This is a genomic window from Bacteriovorax stolpii, assembly GCF_002872415.1.
In the GTDB taxonomy this organism is placed as follows: domain Bacteria; phylum Bdellovibrionota; class Bacteriovoracia; order Bacteriovoracales; family Bacteriovoracaceae; genus Bacteriovorax; species Bacteriovorax stolpii.
On record NZ_CP025704.1, the window covers coordinates 2834967 to 2847373 of the forward strand.

The window sequence follows — 12407 nt, forward strand, 5'->3', positions numbered from 1 at the left end:
TAATTAATCGTTAAATTGTAACACTAAGCATCACTTCCTTATCGGTAAAGTGTGGAAAATGTAAAATTTTCATAGCAAATTTGTCAGAAATTATCAGGCTAAGTCATTGATTTTTAAAATGCCCAAATGGAGGGTAAAAAATCTTTTGAACTAGTCCGGAAAAATCCAACTAGAATCAGGTTTTCTAGTGAGAGAGTTCCAGCACAGTTAAACAGGTTTTATTGTCTACTGTAAAGCGGCCTTCGAATGAAAAGCGGGATTTTGGGCCAAAATTGAGGTTGAGGTCACTTATTAAATTGATCACAAATGTTCCGTTATCCAAATCAATTTTTGTAACGGAAGCATCTTCGAAACCAAAAAATTTTTTAACTTGAGGATAGAGGGCTTTATAGAGAGATTCTTTCGCAGAAAAAATAAGTGTCAGCAATTCTTCATCAGAGAGTTGGGGATGAGAAAGAAGATCACCACCACTTCTGATTTGTTTGGCAAGTTCCAGTTTTGTTCTTCCCATGACTTCAAAATCCATTCCGACCCCTAAGAGATCAGTGTCTTTGGCAACTGCAGCGCCAACCCAAAATTCATTGTGAGAAATGGTCCCCACGACTCCTGAAGGCCATGCCGGCGAGCGGTCTGGATTATTTTTCAAATCGTAAAGCGGTTGTTTGGTGCACTCGTAAAATGCTTTTGTAGCACAAAGTCTTCCGAGAAGAAATTCGTCTTTTCTCTTCGGATGAAATCCATTAACAGCACTGTCGTATTGAAGTTTTGAATGTTCGATTTTTAGAGAAGTATCCAGATCCTCTTCTTTTTTAAGAGCAAAAAAAGAGGACCTGAGAAAAAGATGAGACCAAGGATTTTTCATTCTATAGGGCGATGATTAACAAGGCCGCAGTTGAAATGATACCAGCAATCTGTCCAAAACGGTTTAACCAAGTGTCCCCTTCTGTTTCGATTTTTGAGTTCATATAAATCGTATCGTTCGGGAAAATCACAGGTATTGTTTCTGGCTTATCAAAAGAGAAGTTGATTCTCTTCACACCATCTTTTGTGTTTCTGAAAACATAACACTCGTTGTAACCAAGACCCTGAACCAGTCCACCAGATTTTTCGATGTAGTAATAAAGACTGGCATCTTTTTGGTGAAGAACTTTACCTGGCTTTTGGACACCACCAAGCATTGTTACGAATGGAATTTCGCGGCTAGCTCCTGCAAGACTATCTAGTTTGGCAACAAAGACACTATCACCACCAAGCCATCTGATTTTATCGACGCTCTCTGAAGATTCAAAGTAACGGTTTAATAAAACCTGATATTCATAAGTCGATTGTTTTAAAGAAGCTGTAAAATAATCTACGCTGATATCTCCTTGCACTCCACCAGCTGCATCAACAACCAGATCCAAAGTGTCCGAAGGGCGCACTAAATAACGTCCTGGTTTTTTTACCAGACCTCTTACTTCTACCCAGTAGTCTTTTGATGTAAGAGCGAAATTTACGCTTTCAACACCTTTCTGGAAAAATTTTCTATAAGCATTAAGTACTGTCTCTTTGACTTCGGCAAAAGTTTTGTTCGTTACATCAACATTTACATTGTATGGCAGTTGTAGAATTCCGTTGAAGTCAGCTCTAAACTTTCCGCTTAGTTTGCTGTCACTCGAGTGAGACATTGTGAACAAATGCCCTGGGGCCATATACTGAGGGATTTTTGACATATCGGGGACGTCAGAGTTTAATGCGCTCGCAGGGTTGTTGGCCTCTTGGTTTTCCATTACCTTTGCCACGTGCTGAGTGTAGCGAGGATAATCAGAAATCGAATTACTTGAGCATCCTGATAAGAAAACAACAGCACTCAAAAGAAAAAATAAATATTTCACGTCCGTCCCCTAATTCGAAGTATATTTAATATATAAAGTATATATTGATTTTTGAGAATAACACTAATTTCTTTAAAGGCATATTGCCTGGATGACTTTTAAGATGAGAATTGTTCACGTGGCCCAGTTCCTAGGAATCGGGGGGCTGGAAAAAATTGTCTATCACCTTGCCCTTGAGCAACAAAAACGCGGTCACACTGTAGACATTTACATCTACGATCACGAACGCACATGGGTTGATTTCTTCAGAAAAAGTGGTCTCAATGTCATCACTCCTGAACTTAAAAAACCTGGTTATGATTTCTCGCTCTTAAAGCGTATGGATCATGACTTTCAAGGTTACGATGTCATTCACTCTCACGACCTCAATCCCTTGATGTATCTTGGACCTTTGCGCCTTTGGAAGAAACTCACTTTCAAAAAATGGGGCAAACTTATCCATACAACTCACGGCCTGGATCACATTGATAATTACCCACGCGGCAAACTTTACCAGCAAATTTTCTCGCGCTTCGCTGACAAAATGATTGGCGTCAGTGAAAAGATCGGACTATTTTATACGCGCGATATCGGCCTTGCTGCAAAAAAAGTGGCCGTTATCCAAAATGGTATCTCTACATACGAAGGTGAAATCACTCCAGAGATGCGCGCTGAAAAAAAGGCATGGCTGGCCGCCCGTCATGGACTTGATATCACTCGCCCTATCATTCTTTCACTTTCACGAGTTGTTCCATTAAAAGATCAAAAATTTCTTATTGAAGCTTTAAAGAAAAGACCTTTCTATCAACTCATCGTTGCCGGTCCTCCAAGTGAGCAGGCCTATTACGATGAATTAAAAAAAATGGAAGATCAAAATATCAAGATGGTCGGTTCACAGGAATTGGTGGCCGATTACAATATGGGCTCTGATATGTATGTCAGTGCTTCGACTCACGAAGGAATCCCAGTTGCAGTACTTGAAGCGATGGCGGTTGAAACCCCTTGCCTGGTCAGCAAAATTCCTGGTCACATGACTCTTTTAAAATACGGCGATTACGTGGAGCTTTTTAAGCTCCACGATCAAGACGACTTCTTAAACAAGTTCGATGAGATGTTTGCCCGTATCTATCAAACACAAAAAAATGCGCAAAAGGCACGAGGCCTGGTTGAAGATCACTATTCAGTCAAAACGATGGTGAATAATTATTTCAAGGAATATGAAGCATGATTGGTCTTCACAAGCTCAAGGCCGGTCACTGGCCAGTTTTTCTCATCTCGATGGTCTCGGCAATCACCAATTTGTTTTTACCGGTTGTCCTGGTTCGAATTCTTGATCCTATTGATATCGGGATCTACAAGATCTTTTTTCTGTATGCTCAGTCGATCACTTTCCTTTCTCTAACTGGTGGACCGCTTTACAGCGTTTACTTCTGGATTGGGAAAAAAGAAAACTCGCTTCGTTATGTTGAACACGCCTGGATTTTAAGTTTTGTTCTCAGCGTAGTTTGTGCAATTGTCGGACTTCTTTTTTCAGTTCCTCTGTCACATGTTATCTCTATCACTCAAACACAAACCATCCTTCTACTTCTTTCGGCCATCACCGCCGCTCCGGCCTCTTTTTATGGTGAATACCTGATTGCCAGAGGAAGACGCATCAACGGAAGCTTATTCAACAGTGGTTTTGAAATCATTAAAGGGATTGTTATCATCGCTTTAGTTTATGTCACTAGACACATCAATGCTGCTTTTTGGGGCTTTACGATACTCTTCTTGATTAAGCTTGCTCTTGCTGCTTATCTTGGAAAAAAAGAAAAGGTCCTGACTTTTGAAGTCGATAAAGAAAAACTAAAAGATGTTTGGCGTTACTGTGCACCTATTTCAATTGCCGGCGTTCTTAGTTTCTTCCTGGAAAAAGTAGATATGATTCTCCTTTCATCTCAGTTGACTCCTGAAAGCTTTGCTTTCTACTCGATGGGGTGTTTAGCTGTACCTCCACTTTATATTCTGGAAATGTCGGTGCAAAAAGTCCTGGTTCCTGCTGTGTCTGGCGCCTTTCACGCCGGGGATAAGCTGAGCATGATTCAGCATTATAGAAAAGCTCAAAGCGATATTGCTTATCTCATGATTCCTGCCGTTTTTGGTTTGATTATCTTTAACCGGCCCATCATTGAAATTCTTTTCACCGATCAATACATGCAGTCAGCAGTTTACTTAAAAGTTTTCGCTTTAACGTATCTTGCTTACATCATTCCTCACGACGCGATTCCAAGAGCAACCGGACAAACGAGTTGGGTTTTAAAAATGTATTTAATCCTGACTCCACTTTCAATTGTTGTGGTTTATTTCTGTGCCGGGATTTGGGGGGCAATGGGTGCCCTTATCTCCAGTATGGTCTTCTTCTATTTGCCAAAAATTCCGGGACTGATTTACTCATCTCAAATTACCGGTTACCCGATTAGGAATCTGATCGCCTGGAAATCTCTCGCTCTTTATGTTGGTATGAATGCTATTTTAATGATTGCTTGTTATGCTTTAAAAAATGTTTTTTCATCTGAAAAAATGTGGTTTTTAGTACTAAGCCCGATTTACGCTGCTCTGTATTTAGGAGTGGTGAACTACTTAAGACACTTAAAAGGAAAACATGAACTCAAAGCCTAAGGCCTATAGACCAGTTCTCGTTCTTGCTCCCGGTGTCCTTGCCGGTGCTGAAAAAGTTGTCCTTACAGGACTTGCGGCCTTGTCCTCTATTGGTCTTAACCCTTTGATGGTTATTATAAGAGAAACGAGAATCCCTCACCTGGCCCACGACTTTGAAAAAATGATTCCTTCTCACATTGATTACCGCATTATTGATTCCACAAAAGCTTTAGATATAGAGCTTCCAAAAAGGCTTAGAGAATCACTGCAAGACCAGACTCTTCCTTTGGTTCTTCATAGCCATGGTTTTAAAGCGCTTATCGCTTGTTATATGAGCAAAGGAAAACATCCACACATTCACACTCATCACGGAAACACGGCCCATACATTCAAAGTACGCATCTATGAAAAGATCGCCATGATGACAATGAAGTCTTGTCGTGTGGTGGTTGCTGTTTCTTATAAAATGAAAGATGAGCTGGAAAAATCACTACGCCCCTTTAATCGCATTGTAGTCATTGAAAATATGCTTTCATTAAAAAATGCAGCAAAGATCAGAAGTGAAAGAAAAAATCTTGTAGCACAAAGCGAGATCATCAAACTTATCTACGTCGGGCGCATTAGCCCCGAAAAAGGACTTCTCCCTTTTTTAACAGCATGGTCGATGACTCCAGAGAGAAAACGCTTTCACCTGACTGTCTTAGGAGATGGTGTTGACAGGGCCAAAGCTGAAGCATTTGCCCGAGACAACGGACTTCTTGAACAGATGACTTTTCACGGCTTCGTAAGCGATCCTTCAAGCTACTTCACTTCACCAGATGTTCTCATTATGCCAAGTCTGCGAGAAGGCCTGCCAATGACACTCATAGAGGCCCTGGCCTCTGGCCTGCCAGTCATTGCCAATAACGTAGGTGCCATTGCCAGTATGGTCACTCATAATCATAACGGTTTTTTTGCAGATGATTTTTCACCTGAGAGCTGGGTGAAGGTTCTAAGAGAAACATTACAGAATGTCTCTGGCTGGAAAAAACAGGCAGAAAGTGAAGCCCAGGGAATTGAGGAGCGCTTCAGCGCTGATTCATGGGCACAAAAAACCCGTGAGCTTTATCAAAAAGAAATCAATTCATAACAGAATCGAAGGCCTTTGCCCCAATGGCCTTCGGTGAATACACCGACTCCAATTCTTTAAAAGCAGCTGCGGCCATGGCCTTCCCCATTTGACGGTCAAGTTTATTAAGAGTTGAAATCCACTCTTCTTTAGTCTCTGCTTTAAAATAATCGTTAAGCCCACTTCCCTGCACTCCCATATCCGTTGCAATAATAGGCATGCCTTTTGAGATGCTTTCAATAACTTTAATTCTCGTCCCAGAACCATAACGAATGGGGATAATGCTGTAGTCACAGTCGCGGTAAACAGCATCTAAGTCTTTAACGAAACCAAAGAACTTTACCCCAGGCTGTTTAAACAATTCAGTTCCCCAGCTAGAGTCACCACTACCGACGATGTATAGTTCTAGTTTTTTCTGATCAACTTTCGGCCAGACTTCTTCCAAAAACCACTTGAGCCCGTCTTTATTTGGCGCCCAGTCCATCTTGCCGAGGAAAAGAAGTTTGAGCGGAGAAGATTCACTAGCATCTTTTTTCTCCTCAATTTTTTTGAAATCTAATCCTACCGGGATGAGCGATAGTTTTTCTTTTTCGTTCGGGTTTAAATCTTCAAAGCGCTTTAAATCTTCTGGAGCAATACACCAGACTTTCTTCGCTCTTTTAATCAGACTTGATTCCAGGGCACTCATCTTTTGCCCTTGCCACAACAAGAGCTTGCTGATGATTGTGTTATTTGTTTTAGCAGCAGCTGTCGACCAAAGATCCCCTTCTACGTTATGAGCGCGGTAGACCACTTGAGTGTTTTTAAAAGCAGGAATGTCTTTAAAAGTTGTATAAGGGTGAAGGCCATCAAAAACAACCAGGTCATAGGCCCTGTGAGTTAAAACCTGATTTACTTCTCTTTTAAGTTTTGATGTCAGGAAATATCCTGTTGTCACAGGAAGTGCAGGAGATTTTAAAAAACTTTTTCCTAAAAAAAGAAGTTTTTCTAGCTTTCCAGGTGCTGAAGCTTTTTTGAAAAAATAAACATTCGTTGGATTGAATTCTTTGTTGTACTCGCTTAAATGAAGCTCATCCGAGTCCTCTTCATTAAAAAGCATAATATCAAGTTCATTAAAATGTGGTCGGACAGATTTTAACAGGGCCTGATTTGCTACGCGTGCGCCATCGCGGACAGGAAAGATTCCTTTGGGTACAACCCACAAACACCTTTTCATTTTATTATCCAAAATTTAATAGACGTTGGTTTCCCAAGTCGCTTCTAAGTCTGTTGTTAATGTTAAATAAAGGGCCTTTAAGCTGGCCGCATTTACAATGACAAAATAAGTTGGAATAGAAGCAATCTTTCCCAGGATTCCAGGAGGTCTCCACAACATTCCTAACAAGGCCATCGAGTAACATAAAAACTGCGCCACCATTAAAACATCAACCAGCATATTATGCCCCCAAATAAAGGCCGCCAGGTTGACGATAAAAAGCATAATTAGAAATACGGGAACAAGCCATCTAAGAACTTTGTGTCCAAAAAGCTGTAGTAAAACAAAAGTGTGGTCTTTGAAGTTCAGTCTTCTAAAAGCGTATAAAAAACCTTTCATCCCGCCGCGGATAACACGCACGCGCATGTTAAATTCCTGCGAAGGCTTTTGAGTTGTTCTCTCGTATGAAACCGCCTCTTCTTCATAAGCAATGCGGTAACCTTGGGCCACGATCATCAGAGGTTCAGTAAAATCTTCAATGATATTTGGTGGAAGAACGTGGTAGAGCTTTCTTCTAAAAGCATTGATACACCCAATGGCCCCTGTCAGTGTGTGCATGCGGCTTTGGGCCCTTTTAATCGCCAACTCATAGTTCCAGTAAATCTTAGTTGCCAGCCCCATTGAGCTTTGGCCTTTTTCAAAATATGTCAGGTTTCCGCTCACCATTCCCACAGATGGATCCGCAAAGTTTCGGACCATTTTTCTAATGGCATCTTTTTTATAAACTGCTGTCGCGTCTGAGAAGACGATAATCTCTTTTCTCATCGCCAGCACGGCCTGATTTCTTGCTTCCGTTTTTCCAACCCGGCCTTCCACTCTAAAGAGCCTGATGCCGTCTTTTTCAAAACTCTTTACGATTTCATCAGTGCGGTCAGTTGATCCGTCAGAGACAACAACAATTTCCAGTTTGTCTTTTGGGTAATCCAACTCCAATGAGTTTTTAATCTTGTCAGCGATTCCCTCTTCCTCGTTGTAGGCGGCAATCAGCAGTGAAACTTCCGGAAGAAAGTTGTCATCTTTTTTAACCTTGCTGTTTGAAAAAAGAGAGAGGAAAAGAATAGTTAGTGGATAACCGGCATAAGAATAGAAAATAATAAAAAGTAAAAAGAGAATCAGATAGTTCATCAATGTAACCCTTTAGCAAGCACCGCGGCCTCAAGCCCTTTGGTCGGCACTTTCACTTCATCCTTGAGATAAAACTGGCCAGAGGCCACCGTTAACCCTAACAGGATATAAGGATACAACATATACGTGTGAGATAAAAATGTTATTGCAGTTCCATAAGAGAGCATGGCGAGAATAAACTCGGGGTGCTCCTTTCTCATAACCCACGCTGACCTTAGTGAAAAAATCCAAATCCCCACATAAAAACAGAATCCGACAATTCCAGTTTCTGCCAAGGCCAAAAGCCAGGTCGAGTGCGCTGTTTTATGTTTTCCTTCTGTCCCAACGTGACCGTCAGTATAAGTTAAGAGGTTAAGAGGATATCCGTCATAACCAACACCTAAAAGCGGGTGTCTGATTCCCATATTAAGGGCCGCAGTCCAATAGATCTTTCTATTGTTAGTTGAGCCTTCAACGTCTTCGGCATTTCTTTTAATCATCGACATAGCACCAACACTTAAAAGCATTCCCAAAGCTACGATGATCGTTGCCATTTTTTTGTTCTGAGCTTTAAGCCAGAACCACCCAACAATTAATGTCCCAACACCAAGAACAGCTCCGCGGGATTTTGATTGCCAGATCAGGTAAGCATAAAAAGAAAAAATAATAAGACCCAGAAGGTATCTGAAAAAAGAAACCGTAATCCCTTTTAAGAAGGCCAGAGTAAATGGGATCACGAGAATCATGATCGCCGCAATATCATTTGAGTTTTCTAAGATACCAACGCTGGTTAAACGCTCACCATCAGCAACCTTTCCCAGGAAGAATGAGTTATAAAAAGACATCGCTGCTTTTTCAGTGATCCCTAAAACCAGGGCCGATTGAACCGGCAGAATGTACTCTTTTTTATCAACAACGTTAACGATCAGAAAGTAAACAATGATCCCTTTAATAAAGATTTCGTTGTAATTGATTAAGGCGCCTACTAACTGGAAAGAAGGAATGATTGAAAAGAATGTCCAGATAGCAAAAAAGAGAACGAAGGCACTCGCCAGGTTCCATTGAAAATAAAATCTTTTTCTAATGATCTTGTGACCGATGAAACTTAGAAAACACAGGATAAAGATATCTCTGGGCATCCCCGCCATCATCTGATCATTTTTAAAAATTTCCCAAGGTCTGGAAATGAGCAGAAAGATGAAAAACGATACGGCGTATTTTGGATCAAAGATAGAAAACGTAATCAAAAAGGCAAAAGCAAATCCCAGGACAATCCCCAGGCTTCCCCACTCGTTTAACAATAGACCATAAACTCCCAAGAAGATCCCGATGAGTAAAGGCCCGATGAATTTTAGATTGACGTGTTCAAGACGATCGAAAGTACCGGCGGCCTGATCTCTCCAGGCAAAGTACATAAAAAACACACATAGTGTGGTTATGATGAACTGATGAAGCGTGAATAAAAAGTCATCTCCAGCTATCATAACCAGCGCCTCTCGCTATTAATTGTCCAGAGCGATTCTATTAGCGATATTGCTTTCAAGAAGTTTTCTCTCTTCCCAAACAATCGCTTGGTTAGTCATAAGACCTTCTTCTCCAATATGAGGCAGAACTCCAAAGTATTCACCTTTTAGGTCGCGGGCCATTGCACGTGCTCTCTCTGATGGAGAAAGTTGCATAATTTCATTGTAGAAAACGTACCCGAAACAAAGAACCAGACCGATCATGAAACCAAGGCTGGCAAAAAGTCTTTTCTTAGGAAAAAGTGGTGAAGACGGGATTTGAGGAGCGATAATAACTCCAATATAACCCGGTAAGCTTTTTCTTTCGATATCAAGAGCTACGTTGATGTCGTTAAACTTTGTATAAAGTTTTGAAGCGATGTTTTGAGAAATTTCTTTATCTCCGGCCATAAGAAGTGGAGCATCTGAATACTCTTTCACTCCATCTTCGTTAGCAGATTTTTCTGTTTTCTCAGTTTTATCTTCAACTTCTTCTAACCAGTTTTGAATTGTTGCTTTTCTTTGCTCTAGTTTCACGATACGCGGGTGGTGCACGTTAAACTGCATTTTTAAAGCACTTAGGTCTGAGTTGATTTTTGCAATTTCTGACCTTAAAACGTCTGGGTTCTTTGAAGCCAGAGCGTTGGCAGAGATTGAGTCTTCAGTGATTTGTTTTGTCACGTTTACTGACTCGAGTTTTTGCTGAATTGTTTTTTTTGCGTTTTCAATTGTCTCAATTCTTGAATTGATAAATGTCGCTTTTACTGCGTCCATGACTTTTTTTGTCACTTCATAAGTAACAGTCGGATCACCGTAAGAAAATGAAACGTGGTAAGACTGTCCACCAGTTGAGAACAGTTCAAATCTGTCTCTTAACTGCTCGCGAGCTTTTGAAAGCTGTTGCGGAGTCATGTTTGGAGCATAGATTTTAAATTCATTTCCGATTGAATCAATGAATTCGTCATTTAATGTTTCTTTTACCATTGAATCAGTTGTCTGAGTCATCTCGGCAATTGAGTTCATTCCCGGGATAACTTCACTGATCAATGCGTTCTTAAAGTATTTTGAATAAATATTAAGCTCGAATTCCGAGCGGTATGTTTTTGGAAGAATAAAACTTAACTGCACCAGGCACAGAACGCTGGCAAGCATGATAATGGCCAGAGGTTTTTTATAGAAAACCAGCAGGCTAAAAAAATCTCTGATGTAAATTTTTTCTTTCATATATTCTACTTGTTAAAAAGGACACCTAGAACGTCCTTGCGGTTTTGCTCTAGTTCCAATTGCAGTTTATTAACACTTCTTCCGAATGACTTCTCTGTGCTCACAATAATATTGGAGTGAGTGCTCACGCGCACAGAGTGGTCGTTTGTTCCACTCGTCATCGTATCCACAATCACCAGATCATACTCAGTTGAGAATGAATTCACCAACTGGTTTGTATAAAGACCGTCATAAGCATTTTTAAGCCAGTTCATATCGATATTCTTAAGTCTGAAAATCTGGAATTCAAATGGGTGGCCTTGAACCATACCGTCTTGAGTTTTTTCTTTTTCGTAAGCTTTTAAGTATTGGTTTAAAAGTGGATCTCCATCTGGATTTAAATCAATCAGAAGGATTTTAAATTTATAAACTTCAGAAAGACCACGAGCTAAAAGCATCGACACAGTTGTCTTTCCTTCTGAACGCTTCTCACTCAAAACGCTGATTGAACGCAACCCTTTCGTTGTGTGCTTGTAGTGAATACGTTGAATCATTGAACTGATCGGTCCTGCATCCCAAACAGTCGTTGCATGCGTTTCATTCATCATGAGTCACCTTAAAAAAATACACCTATTATTTAGTTCACAATACCAAAGCCCAACGGTCCTTAATAGGGACCTTGTAATAGTTACTTAAGCTTCTTTTCCCACTCAATCGCTGACTTCACGATGTAGTCAAGGTCGTTGTATTTAGGTTGCCATCCTAAGACAGTCTTAATTTTTTCTGCCTTTGAGATTAATTCCACGGCATCCCCTGCACGTCTTGGGCCCATTTCGACATTCAGCTTTTGCCCGACATAAGACTCAACAGCTCCAATAACCTCTTTAACCGTAAAACCGTGACCGTATCCGCAATTTAATACTTGTGACTTACCACCCTTATCCAGGTACGACAGGGCATCTAAATGGGCCTGGGCCAGGTCATCGACGTGAATATAGTCGCGGATACATGTCCCATCTTTGGTCTTATAGTCTGTCCCAAAAATGGACATCCCAGCTCTCTTTTTCGTTACAACTTCCGCCGCTGTTTTTAACAAATGAGTCGCTCGAGGCGTCGACTGTCCGATTTTCCCTGTTTTACTGGCGCCTGCAACGTTGAAATAGCGAAGAGCTACATAAGAGAAATCGTGGGCATTAGAAACGTCTTCCAGCATCCACTCAGTCATCAGCTTTGAGCGTCCATATGGATTGATTGGACTCGTAGGCGTCTCTTCAGAGGCCACACCACTTTCCGGCATTCCGTACACTGCTGCTGTCGAAGAGAAAATAAATTTCTTCACTCCGTGCTTTAGGCAAGTCTTAATGAGCGCCGCTGAGTTTTCAGTGTTGTTTTGATAGTAAAGCGTAGGGTTCGTTACACTCTCAGGAACAACAATGCTTCCGGCGAAGTGAAGAACAGCTTCAATTTTATGATCAGTAAAAACCTGGTCAAGCAAAGCTTGATTGCGTAGGTCTCCGATGATTAATTTTCCATAGAGAATATTCTCTGGTCTTCCGGTTGTAAGGTTATCGAGGATGATAATATCTTTTCCAGCTTCACCCAAAAGACTCACTACATGGGAACCAATGTAACCAGCTCCACCTGTCACTAAAACGCTCATAATCCTCTTCCTGTGTTCTAAATTAGAGTTGGGCCATAATATCACTAAATGAAAAGCCCCATAGCAATTTTTGTATTAATTACAC

11 protein-coding genes are annotated in these 12407 nt (G+C 40.9%); 3 read left to right on the forward strand and 8 right to left on the reverse strand.

Annotated features, from left to right (window positions below):
• Nucleotides 1-184 precede the first annotated feature (184 nt).
• Both C0V70_RS13900 and C0V70_RS13905 read right to left on the reverse strand, forming a co-directional pair.
• A complete protein-coding gene (locus C0V70_RS13900; protein WP_102244466.1) occupies nucleotides 185-862 on the reverse strand; it encodes a 4'-phosphopantetheinyl transferase family protein in 678 nt (225 codons plus the stop codon).
• 1 nt (nucleotide 863) lies between these two features.
• Nucleotides 864-1874, reverse strand: coding sequence for an SLBB domain-containing protein (locus C0V70_RS13905; protein WP_102244467.1), 1011 nt, complete (start codon nucleotides 1872-1874; stop codon nucleotides 864-866).
• A 103-nt stretch (nucleotides 1875-1977) separates the two neighbouring features.
• Between C0V70_RS13905 and C0V70_RS13910 the strand changes: the two genes are divergently transcribed.
• Genes C0V70_RS13910 through C0V70_RS13920 form a run of 3 tightly spaced genes read left to right on the forward strand, consistent with a single transcriptional unit; the run spans nucleotide 1978 to nucleotide 5619 of the window.
• Complete coding sequence (locus C0V70_RS13910; protein WP_158649693.1) at nucleotides 1978-3081, forward strand: glycosyltransferase family 4 protein; 1104 nt, start codon at nucleotides 1978-1980, stop codon at nucleotides 3079-3081.
• Nucleotides 3078-4511 carry an oligosaccharide flippase family protein gene (locus tag C0V70_RS13915; RefSeq protein ID WP_102244469.1) on the forward strand — a complete coding sequence of 478 codons (1434 nt, stop codon included), beginning with the start codon at nucleotides 3078-3080 and terminating at the stop codon, nucleotides 4509-4511. Before C0V70_RS13910 ends, C0V70_RS13915 begins: the two co-directional genes overlap by 4 nt.
• The gene (locus tag C0V70_RS13920) at nucleotides 4495-5619 is read left to right on the forward strand and encodes a glycosyltransferase family 4 protein (RefSeq protein ID WP_102244470.1); all 1125 of its coding nucleotides are present in this window, start codon (nucleotides 4495-4497) and stop codon (nucleotides 5617-5619) included. Before C0V70_RS13915 ends, C0V70_RS13920 begins: the two co-directional genes overlap by 17 nt.
• Here C0V70_RS13920 and C0V70_RS13925 read toward each other — a convergent pair.
• From C0V70_RS13925 to galE, 6 genes are all read right to left on the reverse strand, one after another.
• Nucleotides 5609-6814: a glycosyltransferase gene (locus tag C0V70_RS13925; protein ID WP_102244471.1), complete on the reverse strand. Its 1206-nt coding sequence runs from the start codon at nucleotides 6812-6814 to the stop codon at nucleotides 5609-5611. The genes C0V70_RS13920 and C0V70_RS13925 overlap by 11 nt on opposite strands.
• A gap of 15 nt (nucleotides 6815-6829) precedes the next feature.
• A complete protein-coding gene (locus C0V70_RS13930) occupies nucleotides 6830-7978 on the reverse strand; it encodes a glycosyltransferase family 2 protein (protein ID WP_102244472.1) in 1149 nt (382 codons plus the stop codon).
• Entirely contained in the window at nucleotides 7978-9441 is a 1464-nt protein-coding gene (locus tag C0V70_RS13935) for an O-antigen ligase family protein (protein WP_102244473.1), read from the reverse strand. The genes C0V70_RS13930 and C0V70_RS13935 overlap by 1 nt, the downstream gene beginning before the upstream one ends.
• Nucleotides 9442-9459: 18 nt before the next feature.
• Complete coding sequence (locus C0V70_RS13940) at nucleotides 9460-10683, reverse strand: GumC domain-containing protein (RefSeq protein ID WP_102244474.1); 1224 nt, start codon at nucleotides 10681-10683, stop codon at nucleotides 9460-9462.
• Between the two features lie 5 nt (nucleotides 10684-10688).
• Nucleotides 10689-11270 carry a nucleotide-binding protein gene (locus C0V70_RS13945; protein WP_102244475.1) on the reverse strand — a complete coding sequence of 194 codons (582 nt, stop codon included), beginning with the start codon at nucleotides 11268-11270 and terminating at the stop codon, nucleotides 10689-10691.
• Nucleotides 11271-11350: 80 nt separating this feature from the next.
• Entirely contained in the window at nucleotides 11351-12322 is a 972-nt protein-coding gene (galE, locus tag C0V70_RS13950; protein WP_102244476.1) for a UDP-glucose 4-epimerase GalE, read from the reverse strand.
• Nucleotides 12323-12407: the final 85 nt, after the last annotated feature.